The organism is Aeromonas sp. FDAARGOS 1407 (assembly GCF_019048725.1).
Classification (GTDB): Bacteria; Pseudomonadota; Gammaproteobacteria; order Enterobacterales; family Aeromonadaceae; genus Aeromonas; species Aeromonas enteropelogenes.
Genome location: NZ_CP077399.1, coordinates 2,947,026 through 2,962,095, shown reverse-complemented (window position 1 = coordinate 2,962,095; position 15,070 = coordinate 2,947,026). Strand labels below are relative to the sequence as shown.

The window sequence follows — 15,070 nt, the reverse complement described above, 5'->3', positions numbered from 1 at the left end:
TGCTATGTACACGACATGTCTGGCTGGCTCTTGCCTTATTCGTTGGCAATCACGATGGCCACCCGACGATTGTCTGCCCGTCCGGCCGAGGTGCGATTGTCGGCTACCGGGGCCGTGTCACCACGCCCGCGGACCTCGAGGTTGGCTGGCTTCATGCCCACCGAGACCAGCACATCCGCCACCGACTGGGCCCGTTTCACCGAGAGCTGGCGGTTATAGGCGGCGTTACCCGTGTTGTCGGTATGACCGTCTATCCTGGCCTTGTCGAGGCCCACCTCCAGCAGGGAGCTGCCCAGCGTTTCCACCGCCTGGCGGGTCTGTGGCGTAAGCTTCCCGACGTTATTGGCAAACAACACCCGGTTGGCAAAATCCAGCGTCCAGCCTTCATCGGTCAGATGAAAACCTTGCTCCTTCAATACCGTCACTTGTTCTTCGGTCAATCCCCTGGGCGGACTCTGACAGCCAGCCAGCAGGGAAAACAGCAGGCCAAGTACGGCGGCCTTGAGGGAGAGGGACATCTTCATGGTTACGACTCCTTAACGACTTCCATTCACGCCGTCCTGGCGGCATCAACCTCCTCTCGACGGGCGCGTTTTGCCAGATACATGGCACTGTCAGCCAGCGCACAAAGCTCGCTGGCACTTGTCCCGGGCTGATGGATGGCAAACCCTATGCTGATCCCGGCGACCAGCTGCTGCCCATCCCGCAATACCACAGGATCCTTCATCGCCTGCTGAATACGAGTGATCACCTCTTCCACATCCATAGCCTGATGGGCGGGACTCAACAGTATGGCGAATTCGTCTCCCCCGAGGCGGCACACCAGATCCCGCGGCCGCAGCTGGTGCTGCACACGCTTGGCCAGGGTCACCAGCACATCATCGCCGGCGTTGTGCCCGAGGGAATCATTGATCTGCTTGAAGCGATCACAATCAAGGTAAAGCAGTGCAAAGGAGCTACCCTCCTGCTCCACCTCTATGATGGCCTGCTCCAGACGAGCCTCGAACAGTGCCCGATTGGGCAGCCCCGTCAAGGCATCGTGAGTCGCCTGATGCAGCAGGCTGGCATTCTCGCGAGCCTGATGCTGCTGCCATTCCTGCAACTCGTCGAGCAGGGAGTTGAAATCCTCCCCCAGCTCGTTGAGCTCAACGATGGCAGCAGGGCTGGCGCGCATCCCAAGGGTGCGCTGGCGGCGCACCGAGTGGGCAACTTGCGCCAGATCCCGCAGCGGCCCGATGATCGACACCTGCATCCGTCCTGCCACATAGAGCGCCCCCATGGCGCTGAGCAGCAGGCAGACCAGCATCACCAGCAACACCGCCAGCAAAAACAGCAACAGCGACTGTCCGTGTCCCCTGACCCGCACTTCGGCGATCACTTCCTTGCCCCGCATCATGGACTCCCGGGCAGGCCCCGGCAGTATCCGTTCGGCCAGGTAGTTCTCCAGCCCCGCCAGGGGGGTATTCGTGGCTCGACGCCAGTTTGCCAGCAGGGTGCCATCGGGCAGATAGATCTGCGCTTCGGCAACCTCTTCACGCTCGGCGATGGTTCTGAGCGCCTCGTTGGCCGCCTCCTCATCCCGGAACACCACAGCCGCCTCTGCGGTATAGCTGATGGCTCGCGCCACCAGCTCCAGATTGTGCTCCGCATGGAACCGCATGGCCAGCAAGGCGATCAGGGTGAGGAAGATCCCCACTACGCAGGCCGAGGTGAAGGCGGCCATCAGGTGGGTACGTCTGAGGTTTTGGTGCAGGGTCAGTCGTTGATCACGGGAGCCTGGCCAGGCCGTCATGGAGCCTCCCTATTCGCCTTGGCAAGCTTGAGGACAGCAGGATGGACCCGCACACCGCTCAGGGCCAGCGCATCCAGGTTGACGTCGAAGCGAACCCGCTCGCTCGCGGGATCCGGCTGCAAACAGAAGACTGCACTGGCACTGCACTCGGCGTTCTGTTCACTGATGCTGAGCACGGCCCGGCCTTTCAGGCGGGAAAAGAGGTCGAGCCGGGTCGTCTCATCCACTATCCCCAGATAGAGGACGTCACAGTGATCGCGGATGGCAGGATCCGTCACCCCGTAACGATTGACGCTCACCGCTCTCCCATTGCTCTGCCCCGTGATGGAGAAGAGGGCGCCGGCATATTCGGTCGGCGCCACCACACACAGATGCAGCACCTCGGGCTCCACCGGCCAGCGGGTGTAGCTCATGATATCGAGCACCAGCTCCTTGACGGCACTCGCCCGCACTTCGGCAGCCGTCTTCGCCGCGGCGATGGTCCCCGAAGGAAACACCAGCCCCAGTACCAGCAACAGGAGTGACAGGCGGACAACAACGCCGGGGGAAGGAAATAACATCAGGATAAAACCGCCTCTCTCTATCACCGCCATCGTGCGGTTTCGGTACATGAACTGGAGAGAGTAAGGGGCCCGGCAACCCCTTGACAAGTCCGGATCCGGTCCCGATGGTCAGGTCGTACAAATAAAAACGGAGCCCATATTTCAATGGACTCCGTTGGATGCAAGGGGCGAGAGGAGATTACTTCTTGCCGATCCCGTATTCCCGCAACTTGTTGGCGATGGCGGTATGCGACACACCCAGCCGTTTGGCGAGCTGGCGGGTCGACGGGAAGGCCGGATAGAGCCGTGCCAGCAACTGACTCTCGAAGCGCTTCACCGCATCGTCGAGATCCCCCTCGAACCACTCGTCAATAAGCGGCATGGCCTCGGCGGCCACCGGCAGATCGATCTGCTCGGGACCCAGCTCATCCCCTTCCAGCAGGGTCATGGCCCGATAAAGACAGTTGCGCAGCTGGCGCACGTTGCCGGGCCAGCGATAGGCGGTCAGGTAATCGGCCATGTTGCGGGTAAAGCGCGGACGCGGGCGCTGCAACTCGCTGGCAAAGCGGGAGACAAACTGCTGGGCCAGCGCCATGATGTCCGCCTTGCGCTCGCGCAGGGGGGGCAGACCCAGACTCAACACGTTGAGGCGATAGTAGAGATCTTCCCGAAACTTGCCTTCATGTACCAGATCCAGCAGCTGTTTCTGGGTGGTGCAGATGAAGCGCACGTTGACCTTCACCTCCTGCTCGTCGCCCACCCGGCGAAATACCCCGTCCTGCAGCACCCGCAGGAATTTGGTCTGCAGATGGGGAGACATGTCGCCGATCTCGTCCAGCATCAGGGTGCCGCCGCTCGCCAGCTCCAGTACCCCACGCTTGCCCTCGGTGTTGTTGCCAAAGGCGCCGGGGGCATAGCCGAACAGCTCGCTCTCGGCCACGTTGTCCGGCATGGCCGCACAGTTGAGCGCCATGAAGGGGTGGCTGGAGCGCAGGCTGGCACCGTGGCAGGCGCGAGCCAACAATTCTTTGCCGGTGCCGGTCTCGCCGACGATGAGCAGCGGCGCATCCTGCATCGCCAGCTTGCTCGCCTGGGCCAGCACCTGTTTCATCTTCTGGCTCTCGGCCTGCAGGTGTTCAAAGCCCCCCACTTCCACCGCGTGCAGCGCGCTGAAATGCATGCCGACCCGGCGGGCGGACTTGAGCACCACCACGGCGCCGGCCAGGGCCTGTTTGCCCTTCTCCTCGGCCACAAACAGCGGCATCAGATCCGCCAGATACTCCTCGCCATGGATGGTGAGCTTGCAGGTCTGGGGCTTGATCTCGCTCGCCTCCAGCCAGCGGCCGAAGGAGAAGCCCTTGACCAGGGAGCCCAGCGCCACGCCGCGCACCTCCTCCACCGGCAGGCCGAGGGTGGTGAGCGCCGACTGGTTGGCCTGGGTCACCTTGCCCTTGCTGTCGAGGGAGAAGACCAGATCCGGCAACGCCTTGAGCAGCGCCTCGATCTCGTGGTGTTCCCGTTCGGAGGGCATGTAGGGGATGGTCTTGACGTCATAGACGCCGGGAATGCGGCGGATCTCCGGCATCAGGTGCTGGAAATCGCGAAACTCCAGCTCGGGGAAGTTGAGATAGATGATGCCTGAGGTATCGATTTCGATGCCGCGCAGATCGATGTTGTGCTCCACCAGGCGGTCGAGCAGTTCCCGGGTCAGGCCCAGGCGGTCTTCACAGCTGACTTCAAGACGCATTCGGGACACACTTCCTAGCTAACTCTATGAATGACGGGATAATACAGACTCGCCCCCCCCAGTGCGAGCGCCAGCCCATAAAAATGCGGGCCTACCCCGCTTTCGCCGGGCAGGCCCAGGTCAACCCATGACGCTTATTTGAGCAGCTGATCGGTGCGCGCCGCCATGATGAAATCGTTGCGGTGCAGCTCCCCAATTTTGTGGATCCACCAACTCACGGTCACCATATCACCCACTCGATGAGTGGTGGCGTCTTCACTTCAGCAGCTCATCCGTGCGTGCCGCCATGATGAAGTCGTTACGGTGCAACCCGCCGATCTTGTGGGTCCACCAGCTGACAGTGACCTTGCCCCACTCGGTCAGGATGGCCGGATGATGAAACTCCGCCTCTGCCAGCTCGCCGAGCCGGTTGGTGAAGGCCAGCGCCTCCTTGAAGTTGCGAAAGACGAATTCGCGCCTCAGCTGCAGCGCCCCCTCCACGACCAGCGGCTGCCAGTCGGGGATGAGATGCATCAGTTCGCTCAGCTCCTGATCGCTGACTTTGGGGGCATCGGCGCGGCACGCTTCACACTGCTGGCTCGCCAGTTCGGACATGGGACTCTCCTTGTTGCTCTCTTGATGGGGATCACGAAAAACCGGTGACATTCAGCTCGCCTGCTTGCCCGCGGCGGGGGCAAAGCGTGGCGGGCGCAAGCCAAGGCGTTTGGCCTCGGCCAGCGCGGCCAAGATCTCCTCCCCGGTCAGTCGGTAGAGGGTATCGAGGCTTGGCAGCACAAAATAGGTGGGCTGCATGATATCGATGCGATAAGGGGTGCGCAGTACCTCGAGCAGGTCGAAGGGTTGCAACAGCGGCTGGCCCGAGAGGGCATAGGCGGTCTCGCCGATGGAAGAGAGAATGCCGCCGCCGTAGATCCTAAGCCCCGCCGGGCTTTCAATCAGGCCAAACTCCACGGTGAACCAGTAAAGGCGCGCCAGAAAGACCCGCTCCTCCTTGCTTGCCTTCTGCCCCAACTGGCCATAGAGATGAGTGAAGTGAGCAAAGGCGGGATTGGTCAGCATGGCGCAGTGACCGAAGATCTCGTGAAAGATATCCGGCTCCTGCAGGTAATCGAGCTCGTCCCGATGGCGAATGAAGGTCGCCACCGGAAACTGGCGATTGGCCAGCAGGGCGAAGAAGCGATCGAACGAGATGAGGGCAGGTACCGCGGCCACCGACCAGCCGGTGGCCTCTTGCAACACGGCGTTGATCTCTGCCAACTGAGGGATGCGATCCCGGGGCAGACCGAGGCGGGCCAGCCCCGCCAGGTACTCATCGCACGCCCTCCCCTCCAACGCCCCGAGTTGGCGGGCGATCAGGATCTGCCAGGTGCCATGATCTTCATCCGGGTAGTGAATGACGCCCCGGGCATCCGGCTGATATGCGGTGTAAAGCGTTGTCATAGCGGTTCCATCCCTCGGCCCGGTGCGGGCTCCCTGACACTCTCTGGATCACTGTAACGTTTCGCCCCGCAAAAAAGCAGCCGACCCGAGGGTCGGCTGGCGGCAACAAATGTAAATAATTTGTGACAACCATTCTAGCTAGGCTACTAGAGCTTGACCATGATGTGGCGCGGCACAGTGTAGTCCTCCAGGGCGTAGAGGGAGAGATCCTTGCCGTAGCCGGACATCTTCATGCCGCCGTGGGGCATCTCGGAGGTGAGCATGAAGTGGGTGTTGATCCAGGTGCAGCCGTACTGCAGGTGGCTGGCCACCTTGCTGGCAAGGCCGAGATCCCGGGTCCAGACCGAGCTGGCGAGGCCGTAGTCCGAGTCGTTGGCCCACTGCACCACCTGCTCGGCGTCGCTGAAGCGGGTCACCGACACCACGGGGCCGAACACCTCCCGGCGCACAATTTCATCCTCCTGACGGGCATGGGCGATCAGGGTCGGCTCGAAGAAGAAGCCGTTGCCGGGGCGGATCTTGCCCCCCGCCGTCACCTCCACGTGACCGCTGCTCTGGGCCCGCTCCACGAAGCTGGCCACCCGGTTGCGCTGCCGGTCCGAGATGAGCGGCCCCATCTCCACCCCCTCCTCGCGTGGGCCGCCCACCTTGATGGAGGCCACCGCATCCGTCATGGCGGCGACGAACTTGTCGTAGATCTTGCCCTGGGCATAGATGCGGCAGGCGGCGGTGCAATCCTGGCCGGCGTTGTAGAAGCCGAAGGTGCGAATGCCCGCCACCACGGCCTCCAGGTCCGCGTCGTCGAAGATGATGACCGGCGCCTTGCCCCCCAGCTCAAGGTGGGTGCGCTTCATGGTTCGGGCGGCGCTCTGCAGGATCTTCTGGCCGGTGGCGATGTCACCGGTCAGAGACACCATGCGCACCAGCGGGTGCTCCACCAGCGGCGCCCCCACGCTCTCGCCCCGGCCGCAGACGATGTTGATGACGCCGCGCGGGAAGAGCTCGCTGGCGAGCTCCGCCAGGCGCAGGGCGGTGAGGGGGGTCTGCTCGGAGGGTTTGAGCACTACCGTATTGCCGGCGGCGAGCACCGGGGCCATCTTCCAGGCCGCCATCATCAGGGGGTAGTTCCAGGGGGCGATGCTGCCCACCACCCCGATGGGATCGCGGCGGATCATGCTGGTGTGCCCCTCGATATACTCCCCCGCCAGCGGCCCCTGCAGGCAGCGGGCGGCACCGGCGAAGAAGCGGAAGCAGTCCACCACCGCCGGCAGTTCGTCGTTCAGCACCGCCAGATAGGGCTTGCCGCAGTTGAGGGATTCCAGCGCCGCGAACTCTTCGGCGTGGCGCTCGATAGCATCGGCCAGGCGCAGCAGCAGGGTACTGCGCTGGGCTGGAGTGGTGCGGCTCCACTGGGCGAAGGCGCGCTGGGCGCCGTTCACCGCCCGGTTCACCTGCTCGAACGAGGCTTCGGGTACCGAGGCGAGAAGCTCCCCGGTAGCCGGGTTGAGGATGGGCTCGGCCTGGCCGTCACCGGTGACGAACTGGCCATCGATCAAGAGTTGGGTAGAGAGTTTCATGGTTGCATCCTTGCGCACGCGTTGAGTCGTTATTTGCCACTGCCGGCGACGTCCTGGCCGTCGCGGGTGAGGTAGTAGGCAAGCAGAATGGGAATGGTGGTGAAGGCCACAATGATGAGCGCCACCACGTTGGTGACCGGTCTGTCCCGGGGGCGGATCAGCTCCTGATACATCCAGATCGGCAGCGTGGTCTGCTGGCCGGCGGTGAAGGTGGTGACGATCACCTCGTCAAAGCTCAGCGCGAACGCCAGCATGCCCCCCGCCAGCAGCGCGGTGGCGAGGTTGGGCAGGATCACGTAGCGCAGGGTCTGGAAGCCGTCGGCACCGAGATCCATCGACGCCTCGATAAGGCTCTGGTTGGTGCGGCGAAAGCGTGCCAGGGCGTTGTTGTAGACCACCACCACGCAGAAGGTGGCGTGGCCGATGACGATGGTCCAGAAGCTGAACGGGATCTCCATCACCCCATAGGCGGAGCGCAGCGCGATACCGGTAACGATGCCGGGCAGGGCGATGGGCAGCACCAATAAAAGCGACACCACCTCCTGGCCGAAGAAGCGACTGCGGGCGATGGCCCCCGCTGCCAGGGTGCCGAGCACCATGGCCACCAGGGTAGCGAGCCCGGCCACCTCCAGCGACAGCTGGATGGCGCGCCACACGTCGGGGCGGTTGAGGGTCACCTCGAACCACTTGAGGGTGAGCCCGGGGGGCGGGAACTGGTAACTCTTGCTCTCGCTGGTGAAGGCGTAGAGGAAGATAAACAGGATCGGGAAGTGCAGGAACAAGAGGCCGCCGATGGCCGCGTACTTGAGCAGGCCGGAGGGCTGGTTCGTAGAGGGATTAGAGCGCATCGAAGGCCCCCAGGCGTTTCGCGATAGTGAGGTAGATGGCGATGATAAGGATCGGCACCAGCGAGAAGGCGGCGGCGAAGGGCAGGTTGCCCGCCGTACCCTGCTGCATGTAGACCACCTGGCCGATGTACATGGTGGAGTTGCCGATGATGCCGGGGATGATGTAGTCCCCCAGCGTCAGGGAGAAGGTGAAGATGGAGCCCGCCACCACGCCGGGCAAGGCCAGCGGCAGGATCAGGGTGCGGAAGGTCTGGGCAGGCGTCGCCCCGAGATCGCTGCTCGCCTCAAGCAGGGAGCGCGGGATCCGCTCCACCGCCGCCTGGATGGGCAGGATCATGAAGGGCAGCCAGACGTAGACGAACACGATGAAGGTGCCGATGCGGGAGAACGACAGCGACGGCCCGCCGATCACCGGCAGGGAGAGGATGGCGTCCAGCAGCCAGTCCAGCCCCAGGGTGTCCGCCAGCCAGCTGATAACCCCCTCCTTGGCCAGGATCAGCTTCCAGGCATAGACCCGCACCAGATAGCTGGACCAGAGCGGCAGCATGATACCGACGTAGAACAGGGCCCGGGTCTTGCCGCTGGTGTAGCGCGCCATGTAGTAGGCGACGGGGAAACCGAGCAGGGCGCAGGCCAGGGTCACCAGCAGGGACATGCCGACGGTGCGCAGGATCACGTCCAGGTTCTCCGCCCGCAGCAGGGCAACGAAGTTCTGCAGGCCCAGCTCGTGTCGGATCTGGCCGCTGAACTCGTCCAGCCCGAAGAAGGCGTTGGAGAGCAGCATCAGCAAGGAGCCCACATAGATGATGCCGAGCCAGAGCAGGGGCGGCCCCAGCAGGATGGCCAGCAGCAGGCCGGAGCGGCCGTAGAGCAGGGTGGAGAGGCGCCGCAGCGGCCTGACGCGAACGGAGTCGGTAGCGTGGCTCATGGCAAGGCTCGCACTGTGGGGGGCGCTCATGGTTGAGCTCCCTGGTGGGCGGTGTGCAGACGGTGGATCGCCTGCTCCGGCCAGCTGAGGCTGACCCGGGTGCCGCGGGGCAGGCGGGCCTGGCCCTCGTTGGGATGGTTGACGATAAGCTCGAGCTGCTCGCCGAGATCGACCCGGTAGCGCACGAAGGGGCCGAGGTACTCCACCTCGCGCACCTCCCCGGACCAGCCAGGCGTACCGGCTTCGGCGAGCCGGATCCGCTCCGGGCGTACCATCATCTGGCGCTCATCGCCACACAGGCGCCTGGCCTGCTCTCCCTCGAACAGGTTGACGGTGCCGACGAAGCGGGCGACGAAGGGGGTGGCGGGGGCGTCGTAGATGGTATCCGGCGCGGCGATCTGCTCGATCTTGCCCTGATTGAAGATGCAGATGCGGTCGCTCATGGAGAGCGCCTCCTGCTGATCGTGGGTGACGAAGATGAAGGTGATGCCGAGCTGGCGCTGCAAGGCTTTGAGCTCGAGCTGCATCTGCTCGCGCAACTTAAGATCTAGCGCCCCCAGCGGCTCGTCCAGCAGCAGGATGCGCGGCTGGTTGATCAGCGCCCGGGCGATGGCGATGCGCTGGCGCTGGCCGCCGGAGAGCTGGCCGGGTTTGCGGTTGCCGACGCCGGGCAGGCGCACCAGCTCCAGCATCTCGTCCACCTTGCGGTAGCGCTCCGCCTTGGCCACGCCCTTGAGCATCAGGCCATAACCGATGTTGTCGCGCACATCCATGTTGGGGAACAGGGCATAGTCCTGAAACACGGTATTGAGGTTGCGATCGTAGGGGGGCACAGTGGAGCAAGGTTCACCGAACAGGCGGATCTCCCCCTCGCTCGGGTATTCGAAGCCCGCGATCATCCGCAGGCAGGTGGTCTTGCCGGAACCGCTCGGCCCCAGCAGGGTGAAGAACTCGCCGGCGGGGATCTGGAAGGAGATGTCGTCAACCGCGGCCACCTCGCCATAGTGGCGGCTGACCCGGTCAAATTGTACGGCTGTCATGGTACGTCCTTGTCAGAGGGGAGCGGGCCGGACTCCTGTCCGGCCCATCTGGTTATCCGGCCTTAGCGACCACCCAGGATGGCGATATAGTCCGAGACCCAGCGGTAGTAAGGAACGCAGGTTCCCTGGCTCTTGCACTGGGAGACGGGAGTTCGCCAGAAGCGAACCCGATCGAAGTTGTCGATGCCGTTGGTCTTGCACCCCTCTTTCCCGAGCAGGGCATTGCCCTCGCAGGCGGCCGGCACCACGGGCACGGAACCGAACCAGGAGGCGAGATCCCCCTGCAGCTTGTTGTTGAGGGAGTGCTCCAGCCATTTGTAGGCACAGGTGAGGTTCTTCGCCTCGCTGTGCACCATGCTGGTGTCGGCCCAGCCGGTGACCCCTTCCTTGGGCACGGTAGTGGCGATGGGCTGCTTGTCGGCGATCAGGGTATTGGCCTGGAACGGCCAGGAGCCGGAGGCGACCACCCCCTCGTTCTTGAAGTCGTCGATCTGGACGAAGGCGTCGTGCCAGTAGCGCCCCACCAGCTGACGCTGCTGGCGCAACAGGTCGAGGGCGGCCTTGTACTGATCTTCGTTGAGCTCGTAAGGATCCTTGATGCCGAGCACCGGCCGGTGGCTCATCAGATAGAGGGCCGCATCGGCAATGTGGATGGGGCCGTCGAACGCCTGCACCCGTCCCTTGTTGGACTTGCCGTCCGGCAGTGTCTGCTCCTCGAACACCACGCTCCAGGAGTCGGGGGCCTTGGGGAACACCTTGGTGTTGTACATCAAGATGTTGCCGCCCCACTGGTAGGGCACGCCGTAGTGCTTGCCATCCACCGTGTGCCAGGGGGCATTCTGCAGACGTGGATCTATCTTGCTGTAGCTCGGGATGAGCGCCAGGTTGAGCGCCTGCACCTTGCCACCGACGATGAGGCGCAGGCTGGCGTCGCCGGAGGCGGTCACCAGATCGAAGCCCCCCTCGTTCATCAGGGCCACCATCTCGTCCGAGGTGGCGGCCGTCTTGACGTTGACCTTGCAGCCGGTCTCTTGCTCGAAGCCGGTCACCCAGTCGTAGTTCTTGTCGGTCTCGCCGCGCTCCACGTAGCCGGCCCAGGCTACGATGTTGAGCTGGCCTTCACCCTTGCCGAGGGTGGTGGGGGCTGCCTGGGTCTGGCCTGCCAGCAGGGCGGGGATCAGGGCCAGGGTGAGGGGGGTCAATTTCATCTTGCTCTCCTTGCATGATTGGCAACCGTGGCGGCGCCACAGTAGGCATTAACATCCTGTTAACCAGTCATGAGCGTAGGAGAAGGCGGGTGCAATGAGAATTTCAATTTTTAACGGCTTGGGTATCTGCAAAATCGATATCGAGTGCAGATGAATCTGATTTTTAGCGACAACCCCGCCTGATGGTTGACGCCATCCCTTCGGTTAGCGGGAAGCCTGCTGGCGAGCCCGCAGCCGGCTTTGATCCCGCGCGATATCGATAAACTCGCGGGCGGTCCAATCCAGCCGGGAACCACGTCGCCACACCAGGCCGATGTCGATGGCGGGAATGGGCTCCTTGATGGCGCGGGCCTCGACCCGCTCCTGCTCCAGCGACCAGGGGCGATAGGCAAAATCCGGCAACAGGGCGACGCCGAGCTGGCTGGCCACCAGGCTGCGCACCGCTTCCACCGAGGCGGTGCGCAATACGGTGCGCGGCGCAACGCCGTAGCGACGCAGCCCGCCGCCGATGATCTGATCCAGCTGATCGGCGGTCAGGGAGATCATGGGCTCCTCCCCCAGGGCCTTGAGGGAGAGGGTCGACTCGGCGCAGAACGGGTGATTGGCGGCAAGCCAGAGCCGCAGCGGCGAGCGGGTCAGCAGCTCGGTATCGAACGCCTCCTGACGAATGGTGCGGTTGGTCATCAGGATCCCCACGTCCACCTCGCCGTTGACGATCTGGTGCTCGAGATAGGGCTGCTCGTCCTCTTTCACCTCGATCTGCACCGCCGGAAAGGCGCGGCGAAAGCGGCCTAGCGCCTCCGACAGGTAGTAACCGGCCACCAGCGTCGTCACGCCGATAGTGAGCCGCCCCTGATCCTGCTGGGCCACCGCCTTGAGGGAGTGGCTGGCTTCGGTCATGGCGCCGAGGATGCGGCGAGCGTGCAGTAAAAACTGGTGGCCCTGGGTGGTGAGGCTGACCCCACGCGGGTTGCGATCGAACAGGGGGGCACCGAGCTCGGTCTCCAGCTCGCGGATGGCGCTGGTGACAGCCGACTGGGAAATATGCAACTCGGCGGCGGCGCGGCTCACCGAGAAGCTGTCGGCCACCGCCACGAAATAGCGGATCTGGCGAAAGGTAAAGTTCATCTGGCATCCTTGCCGTAGATCATCGGTCGAATGGCCAGCTTACCCGCAATGCCCGCCGGACAACAATGCACACAGGGATCACAGTGGCTGAACCGGAGGGGCAACACGACGCATCCCCGCCACCCTTAAACAGGATCGGCGGGGATGCGATGCTCCTCATGTCATCGAAAAGCAGGATCAGCCTTTGTTGAGATAGCCCGCCAGCTGGCCGATCAGCCGCTTGCGCAGCTCGCCGAGTTTGGGTTTTTCATCCGCGCACCAGGGCAACGGGCGGCACGCCTCTATGGTGCGCAGACCAAGGCGAGCGGTGAGCAACCCAGCCCCCACCCCTTGCGCGGCGCGGGCGGAGAGCTTGGCCGTAAGCTCGGCCCCCAGCAAGTCCATCCCCACTTCGGTCACCAGCTCGGTAGCACCGGCGTAGAGCATGTTGCGAAACACCTGACGAATGAGGCGAATGCGGCTCCAGTAACCAAGCTCGATGGCGTAGACATCGGCGATGTCCTCGATCATCCGCAGGTTGCGCCACAGCATCAGCATCATGTCGACGGTGGCAAGCGGGCTCAGGGCCACCAGCACGGCGGCCTCCCCCGACCACTTGGCCACCCGCGCCTGGGCCAGCTTGTCGCGCTCGCCGAGCACCAGCTGGCTGTAGAGAGTCAGCACTTCCCGATCGCTGTGGCTCTCGTCGAGCTGGGCAAGCCAGCTCTGGTATCCTTCGCGCCCCTTGTCACCGCTGCGCTCGGCCAGCTGTTCGCAGAACGCCTGCCCCTGCCCGACTCCCTGATGGGCCAGCAAGTCTTCAGCCCGCGAGCGCACATCCTGGCGCTTTTTTAGGGTGCGCAGCCGCAACCACTCGCGCCCCACCACCCCGGCGGTGCCCACCGCCACCAGACCTGAGGCCAGCAGCCAGGCGCTGCCCCAGAGCGGGGAGGTGAGAAATTGATCGTAGAGGAAGGCGCCATACTGCCCCAGGGAGAGCAGGCCAACCGCCCCCAGCCCCCAGGCGAGCAGCCGATGACGCCGGCGCGGCCGCAGGGTCAGGGCCGGTTCCACCTCGGTGAGGGCATCGAGATTGTCGAGGCGCTCGAAGCTGGTCTCATCGAGACGCTGGGCGGGGGCAGGCGGTCGCTCCTCGCTCGCCACTTTGAGGGCTGGCTCCAGGATCACCTTGCCCTGCAGCGATGCGTTGGCATCCCCGTGCTGTTTTGTCTGATCGTTCATCACTTTTTCTCCTGTACGCGGCGTGTCGGTACGGCACGACAGCGCGCACGACTCATTCGAGATGATCCCCGAGCAAAAACTCCAGCGCCGCATCGAGCCGGATATGGGGCAGCGCCTGATGGGCACTCATGGGCATGGGGCGAAACGCCTGAAAATCAAAGCCCTGGGTGTTCCACCATTGCGCGGGCGGAATATGGGTGGGCACTTCGCCCGGGAACAGCAAGAGCGGCTCACCCGAGAGGCTGGTGCCACGGATGGCGGGAAACTCGCGGCCATTGGCCACCCCCTTGCCCACTTCGGTCGCCTTGATGGCGGCCAGTGCCAGGCACTCTGTGGCGATCCCCTCAAAGCGGGCCTGGCCGCGGCCACTGCGCACCAGATGCTGCAGCAGGGAGACCAGGGGACCGTGCTGCTCCGGCGTCACATGATCCGCCTTGCTCGCCACAAACAACAGCTTGTCGATACGCGGCGAGAAGAGCCGGCGCCACCAGTTGCTCTTGCCGTAGGCAAAGCTCTCCATGATGCGAGCAATAGCCTGTTGCATGTCGCCAAAGCTGGCGGCGCCGGCATTGAGGGGCTGCAAACAGTCCACCAGCACGATCTGGCGATCAAAGCCCGCGAAGTGTTGCTCATAAAAACCCTGCACCAGGTGTTGCTTGTACTGCTCAAAACGCTGCTTGAGGGTGGCGTAGAGGGTGCCATCGACGGGTTCGCCGGCAGGCTTGTCCCACACCCAAGGCACAAACTGCAGCATGGGGGCGCCAGCATACTCCCCCGGCAGCACGAAGCGACCGGGCTGGATAAGGTGCAGTCCCAGCTCCCGTTTGCAGGCGTGCAGATAGTCGGTGTAGCGCTCGGCAAGCTGGGCGACCGGCCGCTCCTCAAAGGGTTGATCCGCTTGCCAAGCGGGCGTCAGCCAGCCGGCGGCGAGGGTTTGCAGCTCGGGGCGGCGCAGCTGATCGCACACCTGCTCGCTCCACTGCTCGTAACTCATCTCGAGTAACGGCAGATCGAGCAACCACTCACCCGGATAGTCCACCAGATCCACGTAGAGAGTGGAGATCTCCCCCAAGTGCTTGCGCAGGGGGTGACGGGTGCGATAACGGATTTCGAGGCGCACCTCGGCTACCCCGCGAGTGGGCTCGGGCCAAGCCGGCGGATCGCCAAACAGGGAGTCGAGGCCGCGCTCGTAGGCAAAGGTGGGAATATGGGGATTTTGCTGCGGCACCCGGCGGGCACCGAGAATGCGCCCCTGGCGCAGGGCATCCCACAGGGGCAGACGACCGTCGATGGCCGCATGTTCCAGCTGGTTGACCAGGGCGGTAATGAAGGCGGTCTTGCCGCTGCGGGAGAGGCCGGTCACCGCCAGCCGGATGTGGCGATCCCGAACCCGGTTCACCACGTCGTTCGCCTTGTGTTGCAGGCGATTCAACTTCTGTTCCAGTTTATTGAGTATCAAGGCTGATCCCGTTCTCCCTAGCTTGGTGATTGGGTTGGTGATGGTGTTGCTGATTGGCTTGGATAGTCTCCCCGTCCAAACACTAGCCTCTGCCGATGGGCACCTGCCGCCACCTTGGTGGCGGCAGGTTACCTGTCTGC

The 15,070-nt window shown here is 63.8% G+C and carries 15 protein-coding genes; all 15 read right to left on the bottom strand.

Annotated features, from left to right (window positions below):
• Positions 1–35: 35 nt before the first annotated feature.
• The 15 genes from I6L37_RS14095 to I6L37_RS14025 all read right to left on the bottom strand — a co-directional run bounded on the left by I6L37_RS14095 (position 36) and on the right by I6L37_RS14025 (position 14,930).
• A complete protein-coding gene (locus I6L37_RS14095; RefSeq protein WP_042069630.1) occupies positions 36–524 on the bottom strand; it encodes an OmpA family protein in 489 nt (162 codons plus the stop codon).
• Between the two features lie 26 nt (positions 525–550).
• Positions 551–1,792, bottom strand: a complete 1,242-nt coding sequence (locus I6L37_RS14090) for a diguanylate cyclase (RefSeq protein ID WP_201941194.1) — start codon at positions 1,790–1,792, stop codon at positions 551–553.
• On the bottom strand, positions 1,789–2,358 hold the full coding sequence (locus I6L37_RS14085; protein ID WP_254203583.1) for a YfiR family protein: 570 nt from the start codon (positions 2,356–2,358) through the stop codon (positions 1,789–1,791). The genes I6L37_RS14090 and I6L37_RS14085 overlap by 4 nt, the downstream gene beginning before the upstream one ends.
• A 175-nt stretch (positions 2,359–2,533) precedes the next feature.
• Positions 2,534–4,081, bottom strand: coding sequence for a transcriptional regulator TyrR (gene tyrR, locus I6L37_RS14080; RefSeq protein ID WP_216992164.1), 1,548 nt, complete (start codon positions 4,079–4,081; stop codon positions 2,534–2,536).
• A gap of 134 nt (positions 4,082–4,215) precedes the next feature.
• Positions 4,216–4,308, bottom strand: a complete 93-nt coding sequence (locus I6L37_RS14075; protein ID WP_268854648.1) for a 4a-hydroxytetrahydrobiopterin dehydratase — start codon at positions 4,306–4,308, stop codon at positions 4,216–4,218.
• A gap of 28 nt (positions 4,309–4,336) precedes the next feature.
• Positions 4,337–4,675, bottom strand: a complete 339-nt coding sequence (locus I6L37_RS14070) for a 4a-hydroxytetrahydrobiopterin dehydratase (protein WP_061475363.1) — start codon at positions 4,673–4,675, stop codon at positions 4,337–4,339.
• A 51-nt stretch (positions 4,676–4,726) separates the two neighbouring features.
• Positions 4,727–5,521 (bottom strand): phenylalanine 4-monooxygenase, encoded by a 795-nt coding sequence (phhA, locus tag I6L37_RS14065; RefSeq protein ID WP_061475365.1) that lies wholly within the window; start codon positions 5,519–5,521, stop codon positions 4,727–4,729.
• 146 nt (positions 5,522–5,667) lie between these two features.
• Positions 5,668–7,098, bottom strand: a complete 1,431-nt coding sequence (locus tag I6L37_RS14060; RefSeq protein ID WP_005305495.1) for a gamma-aminobutyraldehyde dehydrogenase — start codon at positions 7,096–7,098, stop codon at positions 5,668–5,670.
• Positions 7,099–7,127: 29 nt separating this feature from the next.
• Positions 7,128–7,946 (bottom strand): ABC transporter permease, encoded by an 819-nt coding sequence (locus I6L37_RS14055; RefSeq protein WP_017779087.1) that lies wholly within the window; start codon positions 7,944–7,946, stop codon positions 7,128–7,130.
• Positions 7,936–8,904 (bottom strand): ABC transporter permease, encoded by a 969-nt coding sequence (locus I6L37_RS14050; RefSeq protein WP_017788200.1) that lies wholly within the window; start codon positions 8,902–8,904, stop codon positions 7,936–7,938. The genes I6L37_RS14055 and I6L37_RS14050 overlap by 11 nt, the downstream gene beginning before the upstream one ends.
• On the bottom strand, positions 8,901–9,914 hold the full coding sequence (locus tag I6L37_RS14045; protein ID WP_216992163.1) for an ABC transporter ATP-binding protein: 1,014 nt from the start codon (positions 9,912–9,914) through the stop codon (positions 8,901–8,903). Before I6L37_RS14045 ends, I6L37_RS14050 begins: the two co-directional genes overlap by 4 nt.
• 62 nt (positions 9,915–9,976) lie before the next feature.
• A complete protein-coding gene (locus I6L37_RS14040; RefSeq protein WP_216992162.1) occupies positions 9,977–11,122 on the bottom strand; it encodes an ABC transporter substrate-binding protein in 1,146 nt (381 codons plus the stop codon).
• Positions 11,123–11,326: 204 nt separating this feature from the next.
• On the bottom strand, positions 11,327–12,250 hold the full coding sequence (locus I6L37_RS14035) for a LysR family transcriptional regulator (protein WP_216992161.1): 924 nt from the start codon (positions 12,248–12,250) through the stop codon (positions 11,327–11,329).
• 177 nt (positions 12,251–12,427) lie between these two features.
• The gene (locus I6L37_RS14030) at positions 12,428–13,471 is read right to left on the bottom strand and encodes a YcjF family protein (protein WP_216992160.1); all 1,044 of its coding nucleotides are present in this window, start codon (positions 13,469–13,471) and stop codon (positions 12,428–12,430) included.
• Between the two features lie 52 nt (positions 13,472–13,523).
• The gene (locus I6L37_RS14025) at positions 13,524–14,930 is read right to left on the bottom strand and encodes a YcjX family protein (RefSeq protein WP_216992159.1); all 1,407 of its coding nucleotides are present in this window, start codon (positions 14,928–14,930) and stop codon (positions 13,524–13,526) included.
• Positions 14,931–15,070 lie beyond the last annotated feature (140 nt).